A 19,528-nucleotide genomic window follows, 5' to 3' on the forward strand; every position below is an offset into this window, starting at 1 on the left:
ACCTCCAGGATGCCGGCGCTGCGATCAGTGCAGCTCGAAGGTATCGGCATCCAGGTTGGCCGGAAACTTGGCTCTGTAGGCAGCCAGTTCCGAGGCACTCAATACCACAGTGAACACGCCATCGGCCTCTCCAGCACTGAGCAAGCTCTCGCCCTGAAAATCCAGCACCTGGCTGTCACCGCTGTACGCGAAGCTCTTGCCGTCAATGCCCACCCGGTTCACCGCGGCCACATAGCACAGGTTTTCGATCCCTCGCGCCGGCAACAGGCGGTTCCAGTGCAGGCGCCGCGCCGCCGGCCAGTTGGCTGTGTACAACAGCAGGTCGGTGTCGGTGGCATCCCGGCTCCAGACCGGGAAGCGCAGGTCGTAGCAGATGAGCGGGCGAATGCGCCAGCCCTTGAGCTCGAACTGCACCTGCCGCTCGCCCGGCGTGTAGTGCTCGTGCTCACCGGCCATGCGGAACAGGTGACGCTTGTCGTAGTGCAGGATCTCGCCATCAGGCCGTGCCCAGAGCAGGCGGTTCCGGTGGCTGCCATCGGCTGCCTGAATGATCACGCTGCCCGTGACCACGGCGTTGCACTTCTGCGCCTGAGCCTTGAGCCACTTGTACGTGGGGCCATTCTCCGGCTCGGCGAGGCTTTCGGACTGCATGGAAAACCCGGTGGTGAACATTTCCGGCAAGATCACCAGGTCCACCTCCCCCACCTGCTCAAGCAGCACGTCGAAATGGGCGAAGTTGGCTTCCCGGTCGTGCCAGGCCAGGGTGGTCTGCACCAGAGCCAGCCTGAGGTCTGGCAGCGTACTTAGATCGCGCATAGTTTCTCCGCTGCCTGACGCAGCGTCTCCTCTCGTTTGGCAAAGCACAGGCGCAGCAGGCGTTGCTCAGGGAAGGGCTGCTGGTAGAACGTCGAGATCGGGATGGTTGCTACACCATGCTGATGGGTCAACCACAATGCCATGTCGACATCGCTCAGGTCTGGGCGGATTTGCGAATAATCCACCAGTTGGAAATAAGTCCCCGTAGTGCAGGTAAAGGTGAAACGCGAGTCTGCCAGCAGACCGCAGAACAGGTCGCGCTTGGCCTGATAGAAGGCCGGCAGCTCATCGATATGCTCGGGGTGTTCGGCCATGTAGTGCGCAAGCGCGCATTGCAACGGAGTCACCCCACAGAAATTCACATATTGATGCACCTTGCGCAACTCGGCACTCAGCATCGGCGGGGCGATCACGTAACCGGTCTTCCAACCGGTGACGTGATAGGTCTTGCCGAACGAGCTGACAACGAACGCCCGCGCATACAGCTGCGCATGGGCCAGTATGCTGGCGTGGCATGCGCCATCGTAGACCAGGTGCTCATAGACCTCGTCGCTGAGCACATAGATATCTCGGTCAGCAATCAGCCTGGCCAGCTGGTCGAGGTCTTGGCGGGTGATCAGCGCACCGCTGGGGTTGTGCGGCGAGTTGAGGATCACCATGCGCGTACGCGGACTCAGCGCATCGAGAAACCTCTGCCAGTCGATACTGAAGTCGTCTGCACCGAGTTGGACATGCACACAGCGGCCACCGGCAAGCACGACGGACGGCTCGTAGCTGTCATAGCAAGGGTCGAAAACGATCACCTCGTCCCCGGCCTGCACTACCGCGTGGATGGCGCAGAAAATCGCTTCGGTGGCACCGTGGGTAATTGTCACTTCCCGATCACTATCCACCTGGGCCCCATACAGACGCTCAACCTTGGCTGCCACCTGCTGGCGCAGCGCGGGTAAGCCGGTCATGGGTGAATACTGGTTATGCCCGGCGGCCACATACCGACCAACGGCATCGAGCAGGGCCGGCGGGCCATTGAAGTCGGGAAAACCTTGCGACAGGTTTAGCGCGCCGGTTTGCACGGCGAGCTCGGACATGGTGGTGAAGATGGTCGTGCCGACGTTCGGCAGTTTACTGCGGATCATGAAGCCCTCTTTCCTGGGGTGTATCCGGCACGGGGTGAGGTCCGAGCATAGCGGATCAAACTATCAGGAAAAAGGTTTAGGCGTTCAGGAGCGCGTGAGTACGACTTGGGAATCCTGCCAGGGGGGTTGCCGTGATTACGGTACGACAACCCCTATTCCTCGCGCGCTGATCAAGACTCTATTTACGCAACAAACTCGAGTATGAAAGTCGCTGGTGGCGCCACCTGCGCAGTATAATAGCGCAACCTATCGCTTGGCTGGCTCTCCCAGACGGGCACCTTTTCCATCGCGTTGGGCGTGAGCCCGGTCCAGGTAAAGGGTACTCGACGCTTTTCGTAGCGAGTTATCACTCGGTGATGAGCTGACACATAGCGGCTGTCCAGGGTCTGTAATTGAACCTCATTAAGCCTCGGATTACCGTCGACGTCTCCTGCCAAATGCTTGATCTGCATGGCCGGTCCTGGTGTGCCCAAATCGTCATGCGAGCCATGCAGTACGCGCCCACCACGTCCCGTGACTTGCTTGCCAGAGGACGTACGAAATTCGAAAGCTATATCTCCATCGAGCGAGGGATGAGCGAGCATCCCTATGTCGAAGCATTCAGGCTCATCCAGTATGCCCCCCACTTGCAGCTCGTCTTGATTGACGATGATCGCGTAGCGATCGCCATCTTCAAGTAAGTACAGCTTACCTTTGGCTTTTTGTAAGTAGATTTCGCTCATGAGACTCTCCCTTGATTGATCCAGCACCGTGCTCACAGGTAGGTGAGCCGCCGATACGCCATCAGCGGGAAACACGGGTTGTGCTCCCATCTGAATGGCAGAAAAAAACTACTGGCGGTTAATGGAGACTGGCAGGGATCATCATTTCCTCCCGGCCTGACAGCAAAGCCACACACGGGAGGAAACAGGTGCAAGGGCGCGGCGCTTGAGAGGCGCGGCAAGGCTGGCGACAGAATGAACTGGCACCGTAACGGTGCTCAGTTGGCTCGCTATCGCTTATCGCGGCGTTTCTTCTCGGCCTTCTTATGGTGCGACATCAAGCGACGCTTCTTGTTGACCTGGCGATCGGTGAGGGTGTTCTTCTTGCCCTCGTACGGGTTCTCACCGCCCTTGTACTCGATGCGAATCGGCGTGCCGACCAGCTTGAGCACGCGACGGTAAGTGTTTTCCAGGTAACGCGAGTACGACTTGGGAATGCTGTCGGTCTGGTTGCCGTGGATCACGATCAGCGGCGGGTTGGCCCCACCCAAGTGCGCATAACGCAGCTTGATGCGACGGCCATTGACCAGCGGCGGCTGGTGCTCGCTGACGGCGTCTTCGAGAATCTGCGTCAGACGGCTGGTCGGCCAGCGGGTCACAGCTGAGGTGAATGCGGCCTGCACCGACTTGTACAGGTTGCCCACGCCGGTGCCGTGCAGGGCCGAAATGAAGTGGATATCGGCGAAGTCAACGAAGAACAGCCGGCGCTCCAGTTCGGTCTTCACATAGGCACGCTCACCCGGCTCCATGCCATCCCACTTGTTCAGGGCGATGACGATGGCGCGGCCAGCTTCCAGGGCAAAGCCCAGCAGGTTCAGGTCATGATCGACCACACCTTCGCGAGCATCCATGACGAAGATCACCACGTTGGCGTCCTTGATCGCCTGCAGCGTCTTGACCACCGAGAACTTTTCGACTTCCTCGTGGATCTTGCCGCGCCTGCGCACACCGGCGGTGTCGATGAAGGTGTACTTGTCACCATCACGCTCGAACGGGATGTAGATACTGTCGCGGGTGGTACCCGGCTCGTCGTAGACCACCACACGCTCTTCACCGAGCATGCGGTTGACAAGCGTCGACTTGCCGACGTTGGGGCGACCAATGATGGCAATCTTGATGCCATCCTTTTCGCTTGGGCCAGGGATGCGCACGGCCTCTTCGCCTTCGGCGACATCCTGGTCCAGGGCTTCTTCTTCGGCATCGCGCGGCAAGTGGCCGAGTACGGCCTCCATCAACGCATTGATACCTCGACCCTGGGAGCCTGCTACCGGAATGGCATTGCCCATGCCCATCGGCGAGAACTCGGCGCGGGCGACGTCAGCGTCGATATTGTCGATCTTGTTGGCGACCAGGATCGCCGCCTTGTTGCGCTTGCGCAGGTGCTCGGCAATCATTTGATCTGCTGCCGTCATGCCCGCCCGGGCATCGACCAGGAACAGCACATAGTCGGCTTCTTCGATGGCCATGAGCGACTGCTCGGCCATTTTTTCGTCCATGCCCACTTCATCACCGGTGATGCCACCGGTGTCGATGAGGATGAAGGAGCGACCCTGCCAGCTGGCATCACCGTACTGGCGATCACGGGTCAGGCCCGACAGGTCACCCACGATGGCATCGCGGGTCTTGGTCAGGCGGTTGAACATGGTGGATTTGCCGACGTTCGGGCGGCCCACCAGGGCGATTACGGGAACCATTCGGCTCTCCACTCTTGAATTCTTGAAAATACAAAGGCCGCTGCAAGGCAGCGGCCGGAGTTCGGGCGGCGTGTCCTACGCCGCAGCCTGAAGCCGCACGGCTTCAAGCATAGCTTCAGCGGATGGTCAGTGCCTCGAGCTTGCCGCTGTTGCCGAAGACATAGATGGTATCCCCAACCACCAGTGGCCGTGCGCGCAGGCCACTGCTGTCGACACGCTCACGGCCAACGAAGCGACCGTCGACCTGGCTGAGCAGGTGCAGGTAACCTTCGAAGTCGCCTACTGCCACGTAGCTGCTGTACACCTCGGGGGCGGTCAGCTGGCGACGGGCCATGGCATCGTTGGACCACAAGGCGCTAGAGGAACGCTCATCGACGCTTTCCACGGTACCCGAAGCTTCGCTCACGTAGACGTTGCCAAAGCCCTGGGCGACCCCTACGTAGCTGGAGGCATCGCGCTGCCAAAGCACACGGCCACTTTCAAGGTCCAGGCCCGCAACGCGCCCCTGGTACGTGCTGACGTACAGGGTACCACCCGAAAGCAGCAGGCCGCCGTCGATGTCGACGACTCGCTCAAGCTCCGAACGGCCCTGCGGGATCGCCACACGGCTTTCCCATACAGGTACGCCATTGTTGATGTCGACTGCCACGACCTTGCCGGTGGACAGGCCCGCGACCGCCAAGCGGTTGGTCACGATCGGCGCGCCGGTGCCGCGAAGGGTCAGTACCGCCGGGGTGCTTTCATAGATCCAGCGACGGCCACCGGTGGCGGCATCCAGCCCGATCAGGCGATCGTCCTGGGTCTGCACCACCACCACATCACCGTTGTTGGCCGGAGGCGCCAGCACTTCGCTGGTCACGCGGGCGCGCCAGCGCTCCTCGCCGGTGCTCGAGTCCAGGGCGATCACTTCACCTTTGAGGGTGCCGAGCATCACCAGGCCGTAGCCTACGCCAACCGCACCGGAAACCGGCAGGTCAAGGTCCTTGTTCCACACCACGTTGCCCGTGACGCGGTCCAGGGCATAGACATCCCCAGTGACGTCAGAGGCATAGATCCGGTCATTTTCGATGGCCGGCACGAGGGTGTTGTAGGTCTCACCCTGGCCATCACCGATGGAGCGGCTCCACTGCTTCTTGAGCACCACTTCCTCAGTGAACTTGGTCAGCTCGGCAGGAGGCAGTTCCTTCTTGCTGTTGCTGCTGCACCCTGCGGCCAATACCGCCAAAGTCAGCACTGCTGCTTGTTTCCAACCGATCACTTACGCGTCCCCTCTGGCCAGATCATCGAGCTTCAACTGCAAGCCACCCACTGCCGCCTCGTCGGACAACGCAGCCTTGGCCTTTTCGTAGGCACCGTGCGCGTCAGCAGCGCGGCCCAGCTGTACCAGCAGGTCCCCTTTCAACTCCTCGCGACTGGCGAGGAAGGCTTTCTCGGCATCCCCGTCCAGCAACTTGAGGGCATCCTCGGCCTTGTTCTGGGCAGCCAGCACACGGGCCAAGCGCTGGCGTGCGATCTCGCCAAGGGTGGCGTCTGCTGGTTTGTCCACAATAGCCTTGAGCTCGCCAGCGGCATCGTCGAGCTTGCCGCTCTCGACCGCTACCTTGGCCACGAACAGGCTGCCGTACTGGGCATAGGCCGTGCCGCCGAACTCGCTCTTGAGCTTGCCGGCCAGTTCCGCAACCCGGGTGGCGTCCGGCTGACCCGTAGGCGTGAGGCTGGTTTCCAGCAGCGCCTGATACACCTGCGAGGCACCTTGCGACTGGTTGTTCTGGTACTTGTGCCAGGTGTTCCACCCCAGCACCACCACGCCGGCGAGCAGCGCGCCGGTCAGCAGCGGCTTGCCGTTACGGTTCCACCAGTCCTTGACCCCTGCCAGGTCATCATCATCGGTACTCGACACCCCAATACTCCTTTTCGCCTATTCGCTCGTTGAACCGCGTTACGCGTGTGCGATCGCGGTTTCCAGGTGCCCTGCAAGGGCATCCCAGGCAATGTTCTGTTGTTCGCCCTGACCACGCAGGGGTTTGAAGCCGACTTCCTGTTTGGCCAACTCGTCATCGCCAAGAATCAAGGCGAACAATGCGCCGCTCTTATCGGCTTTCTTGAACTGGCTCTTGAAACTGCCCCCGCCCGCATTCACGGCCAGACGCAGGCCGGGCAGACGGTCACGCACCGCTTCGGACAGTCGCAGGCCCGCCAACTCGGCCTGCTCGCCAAACGCGCAGAGGTAGACATCGACCTGACGGCTGATGGAGTCCGGTACCTTGCCCAGGGTTTCGAGCAGCAGAATCAGACGCTCGATACCCATGGCAAAGCCAACGCCAGGGGTGGGCTTGCCGCCCATTTGCTCTACTAGCCCATCGTAGCGGCCGCCGGCACACACAGTGCCTTGGGCGCCAAGCTTGTCGGTGACCCACTCGAAGACGGTCTTGCTGTAGTAATCCAGCCCCCGCACCAGCTTGGTGTTGAGCACGAATGGAATGCCGGCAGCGTCCAGGCGGGCCTTCAGGCCTGCGAAGTGCGCACGGGATTCTTCGTCCAGGTAATCTTCGAGCTTAGGCGCATCGACCAGCACCGCCTGAGTATTGGTGTCCTTGCTGTCGAGGATGCGCAGCGGATTGCTCTTGAGGCGGCGCTGGCTGTCTTCGTCCAGTTGCTCCAGGCGCGCGGACAGGAACTCTACCAACGCGTCGCGGTAGCGGGCGCGCGCTTGGCTGGTGCCAAGGCTGTTGAGTTCGAGCTTGACCGCATCCTGAATACCCAGCAAGCCCCATAGGCGCCAGGTCAGCATGATCAACTCGGCATCGATGTCCGGGCCATCGAGGTTGAACACCTCCACACCGATCTGGTGGAACTGCCGGTAGCGGCCCTTCTGGGGGCGCTCGTGGCGGAACATTTGCCCGATGTACCACAGCTTCTGCACCTGGCCATTACCGGTGATGCCATGCTCCAGCACCGCCCGGACGCAGGCCGCAGTCCCTTCCGGACGCAACGTGAGCGAGTCGCCGTTGCGGTCCTCGAAGGTGTACATCTCCTTTTCGACAATATCGGTCACTTCACCGATCGAGCGCTTGAACAGCTCGGTGAATTCCACGATGGGCGTGCGGATCTGGCTGTACCCGTAGGTGTCCAGCAGGCCGGCAACGGTACCTTCGAAATAGCGCCACAACGGCGACTGCTCAGGCAGGATGTCGTTCATGCCACGGATGGCTTGCAGCGATTTGCTCACGAATGATCCTTACGAATTCTGTGTATCAGCCACGGGCGATCAGTGCCGCGTCGGCTTCGACCTTCTCGGCCGCTTTCTGTCGGATGAGCCTTTCGAGATCATCGACCAGGTTGTCGTTGGTCAGTTTCTGCGCAGGTTTACCGTCGATGTAGACCAGGTTGGGCGTACCACCGGTGAGGCCGACATGCGCTTCCTTGGCCTCCCCCGGGCCATTGACCACACAGCCGATGACGGCCACGTCCAACGGTACCAGCAGATCCTCGAGGCGCCCTTCGAGCTCGTTCATGGTTTTTACCACATCGAAATTCTGCCGCGAGCAGCTCGGGCAGGCGATGAAGTTGATGCCTCGTGAACGCAAATGCAGGGACTTGAGGATGTCATAGCCTACCTTGACCTCCTCCACCGGGTCTGCCGCCAGCGAAATGCGGATGGTATCGCCAATGCCTTCGGCCAGCAGCATACCTAGGCCAACGGCAGATTTCACCGTACCCGAACGCAGGCCACCGGCTTCGGTGATCCCCAGGTGCAGGGGTTGCACGATTTGCCGCGCCAGCAGGCGATAGGCTTCGACGGCCATGAACACGTCCGACGCCTTGACGCTCACCTTGAAATCCTGGAAGTCGAGGCGATCAAGGTGCTCCACATGACGCAGCGCCGATTCGACCAGGGCAGCGGGCGTAGGCTCGCCGTACTTTTTCTGCAGGTCCTTTTCCAGTGAGCCTGCGTTGACCCCGATACGAATCGGGATACCGCGGTCGCGAGCGGCGTCCACGACGGCCCTGACCCGGTCTTCACGACCGATGTTGCCGGGGTTGATGCGCAGGCAGTCCACACCCAGCTCGGCCACGCGCAAAGCGATCTTGTAGTCGAAGTGAATGTCGGCGACCAGCGGCACGCTGACCTGCTGCTTGATGCGGCCGAAGGCTTCGGCGGCGTCCATGTCAGGTACCGAGACGCGAACGATGTCCACACCGGCATCGACCAGACGCTGGATCTGCCCCACCGTGGCGGCGACATCATTGGTATCGGTGTTGGTCATGCTCTGCACTGCAATGGGCGCATCACCACCCACCGGCACATTGCCGACCCATATCTTGCGGGATTCGCGACGTTTGATCGGGGATTGGCCGTGCATGAATTACTGTCCCAACTTCAGGCGAGCGGTTTCGCCACTGGTGAACGGGGCAACGTCGACGGACTGGCCGTTGTAGCTGACCTTGGCGCCACGGGCAAAGCCCAGGCGTAGCGCAAAGGGCGCCTTGCCAGTCAGCTCGAGGTTGTCCCCCTTGCGCTTGATGCCGCTGAACAGCACCTTGCCGTTGCCATCGGAAACCTGGGTCCAGCAGTCGGCGACGAACTCAATCGCGACCTTGCCGCTGCCCGCTGGCGCGGTTGCGGCCTCGGCTGCGTCTGCACTTGTCGCAGGGGTGGCTGCCGTCGGCGCGCTGACAACAGGGGTAGCAGTGGCCGGCACCGGAGCCGGCTGAGGCGTTGCGGTGCCAGTTACCGGAGCCGACCCAGCGGCTGGCGTGTCGGCCGCCGGTGCCTGACTGGTACTTGCAGCCTGCTGCTCGTCGGTGCTCTGGGCCAGCGGCAGGGGGGCGCTTTCAGGTTGCTGGGCGGCAGAGACGGCTTGGTCTTCGGGTTCGTCAAGCGGGTGAATCTGGGTGGTGCCGTCGGCGCTTTCGACCTCAACGTGCTCGAGGGCAACGCTAGACAGGTCCTTGCCGCGCATGCTGCCCTGGTCCTGCCACCAGACGAAACCGCCACCCACCACAGCCAGCAGCAACAACAGGCTGACCCCGCGCAGGATATTGTGGGACAACCGTGAAGGCTCTTCGATACGCCCCAGCGAATGGACGTCGCTGCCTTTGGCGTGAGTCCCGGTGTAGCGATCGAAGGCTTCGACCAGGGCGGCCTGGTCCAGCTCCATCAACTTGGCATAGGCGCGAATATAGCCTCGGGCGAAGGTATGCCCGGGCAGCTTGTCGAAGGCGCCGGTTTCCACATGGTTGAGCGAGCTGACAGTAAGATTGAGCTTGCGGGCCACCTCGGCTTGGGACCAGTCCCGTTTCTCACGGGCCAGGCGCAACAGCTCACCAGGGTTCTGGCCAGGCGCTACAGCTACTTCGGGATGCGCGGCGTTCATCGTTGCTCCGACAGGTATTGCTGATATTCCGGCGTACCGGGATAAAGTCGTTGTAATTGCTGCCCCAACTCGGCCACCGTGCCTTGCTCGTCGAACACCTTGGCAAGGCGGCTACCCAGCAGCAGGCTCCGGGCATCGTGGCCACTTAACCGGCTGAAACGATCGTAGTAATCCCGGGCCGGCACATAATGCCTGTTTTCGTAGGACAACTCAGCCATTTCCAGCAACGCTTGTGGTTGTCGCTGGTTAAGCTGCAATGCTTTTTGCAAATAGGCGTGAGCCTGATCGCGCTGGCCGAGCCTCAAGGCTGTCAGGCCAAGGTTTTCATAAACCCGTGAACGCTCAGGATACAGGGTATCGGCGCTGGCAACGCGAAACATCTGCTGCGCTTCGGCAAACCGGCCTTGAGCATAAAGGAAACTGCCGTAATTGTTGCGAATTCGCGTGGTGCTGGCACCAGCCCCGAGCGCCTGCTTGAAGTGACGCTCGGCCAACGCAGGCTCGCCTTCGGCCTGATAGACCAACGCCAAGGCTGCATGCGCGTCGGCATCGTTGCCATCCAGCGCCAATGCCTTTGCCAAGGGCGCCTTGGCCTGGCCCAGCATCCCCTGTTGTAGATAGCCTAGCCCCAGTTGCACATAAGCGCGCCCGGCCTCGACCCTGCGCTGTTCAGCCACCTGTGCATCGCTGCCCCCACCCGACATGCAGCCGGCGAGCAGCGAAAGCGCAAGGATCGGCAGCGCAGCGCGCAGGTTCATAGGCCAGTTCCGGTCAGTGGGCGGCCGGGCTGTCCGGCCGCTCGGCGTCAGCCGACAGTTGCCGGACGGCGATGTAACGTTCGCTGCGCCGTGTGCGGTCGTTGACCTGCCCCACCAGCTGGCCGCAGGCTGCATCGATGTCATCACCGCGGGTGGTGCGCGTCGTCACGTTGTAGCCGCCGTGGTGCAGCAGGTCCTGGAAACGACGAATGGCGTTGTTGCTGGGGCGCTCGTAACCGGAGTGCGGGAACGGGTTGAATGGAATCAGGTTGATCTTGCACGGTACGTCGCGCAGCAGTTCGATCATCTGCGCCGCATGCTCGGGCTGGTCGTTGACGTCCTTGAGCAGGGTGTACTCGATGGTGAGCACACGCTTGCCACCCAGGGTCGCCATGTAACCCATGCACGAGTCGAGCAGCATCTTGAGCGGATACTTCTTGTTGATCGGTACCAGCTTGTTGCGCAGCTCGTCATTGGGTGCATGCAACGACAAGGCCAGGGACACATCGATGTGCTTGGCCAGCTCATCGATCATCGGCACAACACCCGAGGTGGACAGGGTGACGCGACGCTTGGAGATGCCATAGCCCAGATCTTCCATCATGATCTTCATGGCGGCGATGACATTGTCGAAATTGAGCAGGGGTTCGCCCATGCCCATCATGACCACGTTGGTGATGGCGCGGTCGATCTTGGCAGGCACGGTCCCGAAGGATTTGTTCGCAAGCCACACCTGGCCGATCACTTCGGCGGCGGTGAGGTTGCTGTTGAAGCCTTGTTTACCGGTGGAGCAGAAACTGCAGTCCAGGGCACAACCGGCTTGCGACGACACGCACAGGGTGCCGCGATCGTCGGTGGGAATGTAGACGGTTTCGACGCAGCTGCCAGAGGCAACGCGGATCACCCATTTGCGGGTGCCGTCTGCGGAAATGTCTTCGCTGACCACTTCCGGCGGGCGAATTTCGGCAACGGCCTCGAGCTTTTCACGCAAGACCTTGCCGACGTTCGTCATGGCGGCGAAATCATCGACGCCAAAGTGGTGAATCCATTTCATCACCTGACCGGCGCGGAAGCGCTTCTCTCCGATGGAATCGAAGAATTGTTCCATTTCCTGCAGGGTCAAGCCCAGCAGGTTGATTTTGTCAGTCGATGTCGTCATGGATTCACCCTCACCCGTAAGCTTTCGCTTAGCGAGTGGTTACCTCGGTAGCAGCGAAGAAGTAAGCGATTTCGCGAGCGGCAGCAGCTTCGGAGTCCGAACCGTGAACGGCGTTGGCATCGATGGACTCGGCGAAGTCGGCGCGGATGGTGCCGGCAGCGGCTTCTTTAGGGTTGGTAGCGCCCATCAGCTCACGGTTCTTGGCAATGGCGTTCTCGCCTTCCAGCACCTGAACGACAACCGGACCGGAAGTCATGAAGGCAACCAGGTCACCGAAGAAGCCGCGCTCGCTGTGCTCGGCGTAGAAGCCTTCGGCCTCGGCCTTGGACAGTTGCTTGATTTTCGAGGCAACGATTTTCAGGCCGGCTTCTTCGAAGCGGGTGGTGATCTTGCCGATGACGTTCTTGGCAACGGCGTCAGGCTTGATGATGGAGAAAGTACGTTGAACAGCCATGGAAAACTCCAGAATATGAGTGTTACGAAAAATTAAACCCGCGAATTATACGCGGGTTCCAGGGGATTGCCTAACCTGCGGTACGTGTTCAGTAGGTTTCGTCGATCCAGGCCGCCTGGATGGCCTCGAGCACCTTCTCGCCGGCGCGCGACGGATCGTCGCTGAAACCAGGCAATGCCACCACCCAATGGTGCAAATCGACGAAATTCACATAGCGAGGATCGACGTCCGGCTTGCTTTCTGCAAGCTCGATGGCGATATCAAGTACATCAATCCATTTCAGACTCATGTCCAGGACCTCAGTGCGGCGCTTCGGCAGCGTGGTTGAGCGAATACTTGGGGATTTCGATGGTGAGGTCCTGATCGGCTACCACCACCTGGCAGCCCAGGCGTGACTGCGCTTCCAGGCCCCACGCCTTGTCCAGCATGTCTTCTTCGAGCTCGTCGGCTTCTTCGAGGGAATCGAAGCCCTTGCGCACGATGCAGTGGCACGTAGTGCAAGCCTTCACCCCGCCGCAGGCGCTCTCCATCTCGATGTGATGGTCGTGGGCCAGCTCCAGGATGTTGGTGCCGGCAGGCACGTCCACGGTCAGCCCGTCCGGGCAGAACTTCTCATGCGGCAGGAATGTCACCAGCGGCATCGGTTACTCCTCGATCTCATTCAGGTTGCGCCCGGCCAGTGCGGCTTTGACCGTCGAATCAAGGCGTCGGGCGGCAAATGCGTCGGTCACCTGCGACAGACGCTTGGTCTGTTGCTCGATGGCAGCGCCATCGGTGCCCGCCAGCAAATCACGTAGTTCTTGCATCTGGAATTCAATGGCATGGCGCTCTTCTTCGCTGAGCAAGCGCTGACCGTCGGCGTCCAGGGCGCCCTGCACCGCTTCGAGCAGCCGCTCGGCGTCCACCTGGTGCTCACGCAACTGGCGGGCCTGCTTGTCGATACCGGCATGCTCGAAGGAGTCCTTGAGCATGCGCGCGATTTCGCCATCGGTCAGGCCGTAGGACGGCTTGACCTGAATGCTGGCTTCCACGCCCGATGCCAGTTCGCGGGCAGCGACGCTGAGCAGGCCATCGGCATCGACCTGGAAGGTGACGCGAATTTTCGCCGCCCCTGCCACCATGGCCGGGATGCCGCGCAGTTCAAAGCGCGCCAGTGACCGGCAATCGCTGATCAGTTCGCGCTCGCCCTGCAGCACATGGATCATCATGGCCGACTGGCCGTCTTTGTAGGTGGTGAATTCCTGAGCGCGCGCCACCGGGATGGTGGTGTTGCGCGGGATCACTTTCTCCATGAGCCCACCCATGGTCTCAAGGCCCAGCGACAGTGGAATCACATCGAGCAGCAACAGCTCGCCGCCTTCGCGACGATTGCCGGCCAGGGTATCGGCCTGGATCGCGGCACCGATGGCCACGACCTGATCGGGGTCGATGGAGGTCAACGGGCTACGACCGAACAGGCCACCGACGGCCTCGCGAACACGAGGCACGCGCGTGGAGCCACCTACCATGACCACGGCGCTCACTTCCTCGAGCTCGACACCGCTGTCACGCACGGCACGGCGGCAGGCCTTGAGGCTGCGCGCCACCAGCGGCTCGATCATCGCATCGAAACCGGCACGGGTGAGCTCACCCTGCCAGGCGCCATGGGTGACGCTCACCACCTCGGCATCGGTCAACGCTTCCTTGGCGGCGCAAGCGGTCTGCAGCAGCGCACGCTGGGTAGCCGGATCGAGGTCGGAGGACAGGCCCGCCTGCTCGATGATCCAGCCTGCAATGGCGTGGTCGAAGTCATCGCCACCCAGGGCGGTATCGCCGCCGGTGGCCAGCACCTCGAACACCCCCGCCGTCAGGCGCAGGATGGAGATATCGAAGGTACCGCCACCCAGGTCGTAGATGGCGACCACGCCCTCGGCGTTCTGGTCAAGGCCATAGGCCACGGCGGCGGCAGTGGGCTCGTTGAGCAGACGCAGTACGTTCAGGCCAGCCAGGCGTGCCGCATCTTTGGTGGCTTGGCGCTGGGCGTCGTCGAAATAGGCGGGAACGGTGATCACCGCACCTACCAGTTCACCTCCCAACGTCGCTTCGGCGCGCTCGCGCAGCACCTTGAGGATGTCTGCCGACACCTGCACCGGGCTCTTGGGGCCCTGTACCGTGTCGATGAAGGGCATGTGCGATTCGCCACCGACGAAGCGGTAGGGCAACTGCTCACCCAACTGCTTGACGTCGGCCAGACCGCGACCCATCAGGCGCTTGACCGACAGCACGGTGTTCAGCGGATCGCTGGAGGCAGCGTCACGCGCTGCCTGCCCGACGTCGCTGCCGCCAGCTTCGAGGTAACGCACCGCCGAAGGCAGAATCACATTACCTTGCGCATCGGGCAGGGGCTCGCTGACGCCACTGCGCAATGCAGCAACCAGCGAGTTGGTGGTGCCCAGGTCAATCCCTACCGCCAGGCGGCGCTCATGGGGCTGGGGCGTTTGACCGGGTTCGGCAATCTGCAATAGGGCCATGCTTATCTGAATACCTTAGGTGCCATCACGGGCAGCACCGGGTTAATCGTCGAGGCGCTCTTCCAGTTGGCGCACTTCTTGGGCGAGCTTGTCGAGGAATTGCATGCGGCGCATCAGGCGTTCGGCCTGCTCACGCGCGTCGGCAACATCCCAGCAGGCGGCGAAATCCTCGTTGAGCGTGTCCTGAGCAGCCTTCAGGCGCTTCTTGAACACGGCCACGCCATCGAGGTCGGCTTCGTCCTGGAGGTCTTCGAGCTCTTCACGCCACTGCATCTGTTGCAACAGGAAATCCGGATCATGGACCGTGACCTCCTGCGGCACTTCGTGGCCACCGATCGCCAACAGGTAGCGCGCACGGCGTGGCGCACTGCGCAGCGTCTGGTAGGCGTCGTTGAGGGCAGCGGATTTCTCCAGCGCGGAGCGTTGCTCGCGCTCGGAGGCGTCGGCAAACCGATCAGGATGGACTTCGCGGGCCAGCTCGCGGTAGCGAGTGGCCAGCATCTCCAGGTCCAGTCGAAAACTCGGCTGCAGGTCGAACAGTGCAAAATGACAAGGAGTACCCACGGTCGGCCTCAGACGTTGAAGCTTTCGCCGCAGCCACACTCACCGCGCACGTTGGGGTTGTTGAACTTGAACCCTTCGTTCAACCCTTCCTTGACGAAGTCCAGCTCGGTGCCGTCAAGATAGACCAGGCTCTTGGGATCGATGATCACCTTGACGCCATGGTTCTCGAACACCTGGTCCTCGCCAGCGAGCTCGTCGACGAACTCCAGCACGTAGGCCAGGCCCGAGCAACCGGTGGTGCGTACGCCAAGGCGAATGCCTTCACCCTTGCCACGCCCTTCCAGGGAACGCCGCACGTGGTTGGCGGCGGCTTCTGTCATGCTGATAGCCATGAGAACTCCTTACCTTGCAACGGGCGACGTTAGATCAAGCCTTTCTTCTGCTTGTAATCGCGAACAGCAGCCTTGATGGCATCTTCGGCGAGTACCGAGCAGTGGATCTTGACCGGCGGCAACGCCAGTTCTTCAGCCAGCTGCGTGTTCTTGATGGTCTCAGCTTCGTCCAGAGTCTTGCCCTTCATCCACTCGGTGGCCAGGGAGCTGGAAGCGATGGCCGAACCGCAGCCGTAGGTCTTGAACTTGGCGTCTTCGATCACGCCCTGCTCGTTGACCTTGATCTGCAGGCGCATCACGTCGCCACACGCCGGTGCGCCGACCATGCCGGTGCCAACATCCGGGTCCTCGGCATTCATCTTGCCGACGTTGCGCGGGTTTTCGTAGTGGTCGATGACCTTTTCACTGTATGCCATGGTGCAATTCCTTCCTCATCAGGGAGCCGCTCTTGCCGGCGACTGCTTAGTGGGCGGCCCACTCGATCTTGGAGATGTCGACGCCGTCTTTGTACATGTCCCAGAGTGGGGACAGTTCACGCAGCTTGTTCACGGCCTCGCAGACTTTCTGCGCGGCGTAGTCAACTTCTTCTTCGGTGGTGAAGCGGCCGAAGGAGAAGCGGATGGAGCTGTGTGCCAGCTCGTCGTTACGGCCCAGTGCACGCAGCACGTAGGACGGCTCGAGCGAGGCGGAGGTGCACGCCGAGCCAGACGAGACGGCGATGTCCTTGAGCGACATCAGCAGCGATTCGCCCTCGACATAGTTGAAGCTCAGGTTCAGGTTGTGCGGCACGCGAGCAGTCAGGCTGCCGTTGACGTACAGCTCTTCTAGGCTGGAGACCTGCTTGAAGAAGCGGTCGCTCAAGGCCTTGATGCGTGCGTTTTCAGCCGCCATGCCCTGCTTGGCAATGGCGAATGCTTCGCCCATGCCGACAATCTGGTGAGTCGGCAGCGTACCCGAACGCATGCCGCGCTCATGACCACCGCCGTGCATGGCTGCCTCAAGGCGTACCCGCGGCTTGCGGCTGACATAGAGCGCGCCGATCCCCTTGGGGCCGTAGACCTTGTGCGCGGAGAACGACATCAGGTCGACCTTGAGCTTCTGCAGGTCGATTTCGACCTTGCCGGCAGACTGAGCGGCATCGACATGGAACAGCACGCCGCGCGAACGGGTCAGTTCACCGATGGCGGCGATGTCGTTGATCGAGCCGACTTCGTTGTTCACGTGCATCAGCGACACCAGGATAGTGTCGTCACGCAGGACCGCCTCGACCATGGCCGGGGTGACGATGCCATCTTCGCCCGGTTCCAGGTAGGTGACCTCGAACCCCTCACGCTCGAGCTGGCGAGCGGTATCGAGTACCGCCTTGTGCTCGATCTTGGAGGTGATGATGTGCTTGCCCTTGGTCTGATAGAAGTGCGCAACACCCTTCAGGGCCAGGTTGTCGGACTCGGTGGCACCGCTGGTCCAGACGATTTCGCGCGGATCGGCATTGATCAGCTCGGCGACCTGGCGGCGACCGTTCTCCACCGCTTCCTCGGCCTTCCAGCCAAACACATGGGAACGCGAAGCCGGGTTACCGAAGTTACCATCGGCCGTCAGGCACTCGGCCATCTTCTGGGCTACGCGTGGATCGACCGGGGTGGTCGCGGAGTAATCGAGGTAGATCGGCAACTTCATTTTTCTCTCCTATCAGGCGGTGGCGTCGCTCGTCGTCCCGAAGGATCAATCGACGGCGGACGTCTCAATCTTGTCCAGCGGGGCAGACAGACCGGCGACGCGACGCAGGTCCTGGCGCTGGGCGACTTCCTGCACCTCGCGGCGCATGACGAGGTCGGCCAGACTGATGCCACTGAGGAACTCGTGGATCTGCTGACTGAGGTCGCACCACAGGTGGTGGGTCAGGCAGGTATCACCGGCATGGCAGTCCCCGAGCCCTTGGCAGCGGGTGGCATCGACCGATTCGTTGACCGCGTCGATGACCTGGGCGACCTGGATGGTTTCCATGCCGCGCGACAGCTGATAGCCGCCACCGGGGCCGCGAACACTGGAAACCAGGCTGCTGCGGCGCAGCTTGGCGAACAGCTGTTCCAGATAGGAAAGGGATATGCCCTGGCGCTCGGAGATGTCGGCCAAAGACACCGGCCCATGCTGCGCGTGCAACGCCAGGTCGAGCATGGCAGTCACGGCGTATCGGCCTTTGGTAGTCAGTCGCATGGCTATTGGGTACCACGGGAGTTACGGGATGTGTGCAAGTATGCGATTCCCGAGCATTTAAGTCAACTATTAGACCTAGTGCCTTAGTCGGGTTTGCATGAGGGGAGGCGGCCGCGATTGTAGCAGACACGGGGGCGATAACACACGCCCCTGTGCCAGACACCGCGCCTGGCGCGGCGGTATCAATGCGGCTGGATGTCGCGCTTGGCCAACTGCGCCTGTTCGGTGAAGTCATCTTCTGGCAGCGCAGGAAGCTCCTTGGCACAGTAATCGCTGCCCATTCGCGTGAGCGCCCCGCACATACCCTCCAGGCGCTCATCGACGGCCTGCAGGTGATCGAGCATCTGGCCAATGGCGCGGGCGACCGGGTCAGGCATATCGCCACTGACCCCATAGGCATCGAAACCGATCTTCTCGGCCATGGCCTTGCGCCGTGCCTCGACATCGCCCTGCTCGTCCTTGACGATGATGCGCCCAGGGATGCCGACAGCCGTCGCACCGGCGGGCACGGCCTTGGTCACGACCGCGTTGGAACCGATCTTGGCCCCCGCACCCACGGTGAAGGGCCCCAGCACCTTCGCCCCTGCCCCGACCACCACGCCATCTTCGAGCGTTGGGTGGCGCTTGCCTTTATTCCAGCTGGTGCCGCCCAGCGTTACGCCTTGGTAGAGCGTGACGTCGTCACCAATCTCGGCGGTTTCGCCAATGACGATGCCCATGCCGTGGTCGATGAAGAACCGCCGACCGATGGTGGCGCCCGGGTGAATCTCGATACCGGTCAACCAGCGACCGAAGTTGGACACCAACCGTGCCAGCCACTTGAAATCCCGCCGCCACAGGGCATTGCCCAACCGGTGCAGCCAGATGGCATGCATGCCGGGGTAGCAGGTCAGCACCTCGAAAGCGTTGCGCGCCGCCGGGTCACGGTGGAATACACTTTGAATATCTTCACGCAGACGTTCCAGCATCTGTCAGTCCTTCCGTTTATGCGGCTCACCCCGGACCACTTTCTGGGTCTCGGTAAGAATGCCGCGCAAAATGCTCATTTCCGTGCGCTCCACTGCCACCCGACCGTATAGCCGGCGAAGACGCGGCATCAGGTGCTTGGGCTTGTCGGGGTCAAGGAAACCAATGCCAACCAGGGTTTTCTCCAGGTGGTCGTAGAACAGCTCCATCTCATCCATGGTCGCCAAGGCGTCGGCATCGGGCTTCTCGACCTGGGCCGGCGAGCGGTCGGTCGCAAGGCTGGCCATGCGCACTTCATAGGCAAGCACCTGAACGGCTGCAGCCAGGTTCAGCGAACTGAAGTCCGGATTGGACGGAATATGCACATGGAAGTGACATCGCTGCAGCTCTTCGTTGGTCAGCCCGGCATGTTCGCGCCCGAAGACCAGGGCGATCTGCTCGCCCCCGGCGGCGTGCTGCACTGCCTTGTCGCCGCACTCCCGAGGGCCGATGAGCGGCCATGGGATGCTGCGCTCGCGTGCGCTGGTGCCCATCACCAGGTTGCAGCCGACCAACGCCTGCTCCAGGCTGTCGACAACGACGGCGTCATTGAGCACATCGTCCGCGCCGGAGGCGCGAGCACTGGCCTCTTCGGCAGGAAACTGCCTGGGCTGCACCAGCACCAGACGCGACAAGCCCATGTTCTTCATGGCGCGCGCAGCGCCGCCGATATTGCCGGGGTGGCTGGTATTGACCAGCACGACACGAATATTCTGCAGCAAGGTCTCGTGCTCACAGTGGCGGAAA

Annotated in this window: 22 protein-coding genes; all 22 read right to left on the minus strand. The window is 61.6% G+C overall.

What is annotated here, in order from left to right; all coding sequences use genetic code 11:
- Positions 1-24 precede the first annotated feature (24 nt).
- Positions 25-816 carry an amidohydrolase gene (locus CWR53_RS18195; RefSeq protein WP_058604374.1) on the minus strand — a complete coding sequence of 264 codons (792 nt, stop codon included), beginning with the start codon at positions 814-816 and terminating at the stop codon, positions 25-27.
- Complete coding sequence (locus tag CWR53_RS18200; protein WP_100852186.1) at positions 804-1,952, minus strand: pyridoxal phosphate-dependent aminotransferase; 1,149 nt, start codon at positions 1,950-1,952, stop codon at positions 804-806. Before CWR53_RS18200 ends, CWR53_RS18195 begins: the two co-directional genes overlap by 13 nt.
- Before the next feature lie 182 nt (positions 1,953-2,134).
- Positions 2,135-2,674, minus strand: coding sequence for a hypothetical protein (locus CWR53_RS18205; protein WP_100852187.1), 540 nt, complete (start codon positions 2,672-2,674; stop codon positions 2,135-2,137).
- Between the two features lie 269 nt (positions 2,675-2,943).
- Positions 2,944-4,407, minus strand: coding sequence for a ribosome biogenesis GTPase Der (der, locus tag CWR53_RS18210; RefSeq protein ID WP_100852188.1), 1,464 nt, complete (start codon positions 4,405-4,407; stop codon positions 2,944-2,946).
- A gap of 115 nt (positions 4,408-4,522) precedes the next feature.
- On the minus strand, positions 4,523-5,665 hold the full coding sequence (gene bamB / locus CWR53_RS18215) for an outer membrane protein assembly factor BamB (protein ID WP_100852189.1): 1,143 nt from the start codon (positions 5,663-5,665) through the stop codon (positions 4,523-4,525).
- Positions 5,666-6,307 carry a tetratricopeptide repeat protein gene (locus CWR53_RS18220; protein ID WP_100852190.1) on the minus strand — a complete coding sequence of 214 codons (642 nt, stop codon included), beginning with the start codon at positions 6,305-6,307 and terminating at the stop codon, positions 5,666-5,668.
- 39 nt (positions 6,308-6,346) lie between these two features.
- On the minus strand, positions 6,347-7,636 hold the full coding sequence (hisS, locus tag CWR53_RS18225; protein ID WP_058604368.1) for a histidine--tRNA ligase: 1,290 nt from the start codon (positions 7,634-7,636) through the stop codon (positions 6,347-6,349).
- Positions 7,637-7,661: 25 nt separating this feature from the next.
- Positions 7,662-8,771: a flavodoxin-dependent (E)-4-hydroxy-3-methylbut-2-enyl-diphosphate synthase gene (gene ispG, locus CWR53_RS18230; RefSeq protein ID WP_023533296.1), complete on the minus strand. Its 1,110-nt coding sequence runs from the start codon at positions 8,769-8,771 to the stop codon at positions 7,662-7,664.
- Between the two features lie 3 nt (positions 8,772-8,774).
- On the minus strand, positions 8,775-9,785 hold the full coding sequence (locus CWR53_RS18235) for a RodZ domain-containing protein (RefSeq protein ID WP_058604367.1): 1,011 nt from the start codon (positions 9,783-9,785) through the stop codon (positions 8,775-8,777).
- A complete protein-coding gene (gene pilW / locus CWR53_RS18240) occupies positions 9,782-10,543 on the minus strand; it encodes a type IV pilus biogenesis/stability protein PilW (RefSeq protein ID WP_058604366.1) in 762 nt (253 codons plus the stop codon). The genes CWR53_RS18235 and pilW overlap by 4 nt, the downstream gene beginning before the upstream one ends.
- A gap of 13 nt (positions 10,544-10,556) precedes the next feature.
- Positions 10,557-11,702 carry a 23S rRNA (adenine(2503)-C(2))-methyltransferase RlmN gene (gene rlmN / locus CWR53_RS18245; protein ID WP_023533387.1) on the minus strand — a complete coding sequence of 382 codons (1,146 nt, stop codon included), beginning with the start codon at positions 11,700-11,702 and terminating at the stop codon, positions 10,557-10,559.
- Between the two features lie 28 nt (positions 11,703-11,730).
- Positions 11,731-12,156 carry a nucleoside-diphosphate kinase gene (gene ndk / locus CWR53_RS18250; protein ID WP_023533373.1) on the minus strand — a complete coding sequence of 142 codons (426 nt, stop codon included), beginning with the start codon at positions 12,154-12,156 and terminating at the stop codon, positions 11,731-11,733.
- A gap of 88 nt (positions 12,157-12,244) precedes the next feature.
- Positions 12,245-12,445 (minus strand): Fe-S cluster assembly protein IscX, encoded by a 201-nt coding sequence (gene iscX / locus CWR53_RS18255; protein WP_100852191.1) that lies wholly within the window; start codon positions 12,443-12,445, stop codon positions 12,245-12,247.
- A gap of 10 nt (positions 12,446-12,455) precedes the next feature.
- Positions 12,456-12,797, minus strand: coding sequence for an ISC system 2Fe-2S type ferredoxin (gene fdx, locus CWR53_RS18260; RefSeq protein ID WP_078479079.1), 342 nt, complete (start codon positions 12,795-12,797; stop codon positions 12,456-12,458).
- 3 nt (positions 12,798-12,800) lie between these two features.
- A complete protein-coding gene (hscA, locus tag CWR53_RS18265; RefSeq protein WP_100852192.1) occupies positions 12,801-14,666 on the minus strand; it encodes a Fe-S protein assembly chaperone HscA in 1,866 nt (621 codons plus the stop codon).
- Positions 14,667-14,708: 42 nt separating this feature from the next.
- The gene (gene hscB / locus CWR53_RS18270) at positions 14,709-15,230 is read right to left on the minus strand and encodes a co-chaperone HscB (RefSeq protein WP_027913687.1); all 522 of its coding nucleotides are present in this window, start codon (positions 15,228-15,230) and stop codon (positions 14,709-14,711) included.
- 8 nt (positions 15,231-15,238) lie between these two features.
- Complete coding sequence (gene iscA / locus CWR53_RS18275; protein WP_023533425.1) at positions 15,239-15,562, minus strand: iron-sulfur cluster assembly protein IscA; 324 nt, start codon at positions 15,560-15,562, stop codon at positions 15,239-15,241.
- Positions 15,563-15,591: 29 nt separating this feature from the next.
- On the minus strand, positions 15,592-15,978 hold the full coding sequence (gene iscU / locus CWR53_RS18280; protein WP_003248539.1) for a Fe-S cluster assembly scaffold IscU: 387 nt from the start codon (positions 15,976-15,978) through the stop codon (positions 15,592-15,594).
- Between the two features lie 46 nt (positions 15,979-16,024).
- Positions 16,025-17,239, minus strand: coding sequence for an IscS subfamily cysteine desulfurase (locus tag CWR53_RS18285; protein ID WP_058604361.1), 1,215 nt, complete (start codon positions 17,237-17,239; stop codon positions 16,025-16,027).
- A gap of 45 nt (positions 17,240-17,284) precedes the next feature.
- Positions 17,285-17,776, minus strand: a complete 492-nt coding sequence (iscR, locus tag CWR53_RS18290; protein ID WP_023533322.1) for a Fe-S cluster assembly transcriptional regulator IscR — start codon at positions 17,774-17,776, stop codon at positions 17,285-17,287.
- A gap of 182 nt (positions 17,777-17,958) precedes the next feature.
- Positions 17,959-18,744: a serine O-acetyltransferase gene (gene cysE / locus CWR53_RS18295; RefSeq protein ID WP_023533458.1), complete on the minus strand. Its 786-nt coding sequence runs from the start codon at positions 18,742-18,744 to the stop codon at positions 17,959-17,961.
- 3 nt (positions 18,745-18,747) lie between these two features.
- Positions 18,748-19,503 carry a tRNA (cytosine(32)/uridine(32)-2'-O)-methyltransferase TrmJ gene (gene trmJ / locus CWR53_RS18300; protein ID WP_058604359.1) on the minus strand — a complete coding sequence of 252 codons (756 nt, stop codon included), beginning with the start codon at positions 19,501-19,503 and terminating at the stop codon, positions 18,748-18,750.
- Positions 19,504-19,528 lie beyond the last annotated feature (25 nt).

This window comes from Pseudomonas sp. SGAir0191 (assembly GCF_002812565.2).
GTDB classification, from domain to species: Bacteria; Pseudomonadota; Gammaproteobacteria; order Pseudomonadales; family Pseudomonadaceae; genus Aquipseudomonas; species Aquipseudomonas parafulva_B.

Excerpts from the sequence above, each read along its gene's own strand:
- CWR53_RS18195 (WP_058604374.1), bottom strand. The coding sequence starts at position 816 with ATGCGCGATCTAAGTACGCTGCCAGACCTCAGGCTGGCTCTGGTGCAG.
- CWR53_RS18200 (WP_100852186.1), bottom strand. The coding sequence starts at position 1,952 with ATGATCCGCAGTAAACTGCCGAACGTCGGCACGACCATCTTCACCACC.
- CWR53_RS18205 (WP_100852187.1), bottom strand. The coding sequence starts at position 2,674 with ATGAGCGAAATCTACTTACAAAAAGCCAAAGGTAAGCTGTACTTACTT.
- der (WP_100852188.1), bottom strand. The coding sequence starts at position 4,407 with ATGGTTCCCGTAATCGCCCTGGTGGGCCGCCCGAACGTCGGCAAATCC.
- ispG (WP_023533296.1), bottom strand. The coding sequence starts at position 8,771 with ATGCACGGCCAATCCCCGATCAAACGTCGCGAATCCCGCAAGATATGG.
- CWR53_RS18235 (WP_058604367.1), bottom strand. The coding sequence starts at position 9,785 with ATGAACGCCGCGCATCCCGAAGTAGCTGTAGCGCCTGGCCAGAACCCT.
- pilW (WP_058604366.1), bottom strand. The coding sequence starts at position 10,543 with ATGAACCTGCGCGCTGCGCTGCCGATCCTTGCGCTTTCGCTGCTCGCC.
- rlmN (WP_023533387.1), bottom strand. The coding sequence starts at position 11,702 with ATGACGACATCGACTGACAAAATCAACCTGCTGGGCTTGACCCTGCAG.
- ndk (WP_023533373.1), bottom strand. The coding sequence starts at position 12,156 with ATGGCTGTTCAACGTACTTTCTCCATCATCAAGCCTGACGCCGTTGCC.
- iscX (WP_100852191.1), bottom strand. The coding sequence starts at position 12,445 with ATGAGTCTGAAATGGATTGATGTACTTGATATCGCCATCGAGCTTGCA.
- fdx (WP_078479079.1), bottom strand. The coding sequence starts at position 12,797 with ATGCCGCTGGTGACATTCCTGCCGCATGAGAAGTTCTGCCCGGACGGG.
- hscA (WP_100852192.1), bottom strand. The coding sequence starts at position 14,666 with ATGGCCCTATTGCAGATTGCCGAACCCGGTCAAACGCCCCAGCCCCAT.
- iscA (WP_023533425.1), bottom strand. The coding sequence starts at position 15,562 with ATGGCTATCAGCATGACAGAAGCCGCCGCCAACCACGTGCGGCGTTCC.
- iscU (WP_003248539.1), bottom strand. The coding sequence starts at position 15,978 with ATGGCATACAGTGAAAAGGTCATCGACCACTACGAAAACCCGCGCAAC.
- CWR53_RS18285 (WP_058604361.1), bottom strand. The coding sequence starts at position 17,239 with ATGAAGTTGCCGATCTACCTCGATTACTCCGCGACCACCCCGGTCGAT.
- iscR (WP_023533322.1), bottom strand. The coding sequence starts at position 17,776 with ATGCGACTGACTACCAAAGGCCGATACGCCGTGACTGCCATGCTCGAC.
- cysE (WP_023533458.1), bottom strand. The coding sequence starts at position 18,744 with ATGCTGGAACGTCTGCGTGAAGATATTCAAAGTGTATTCCACCGTGAC.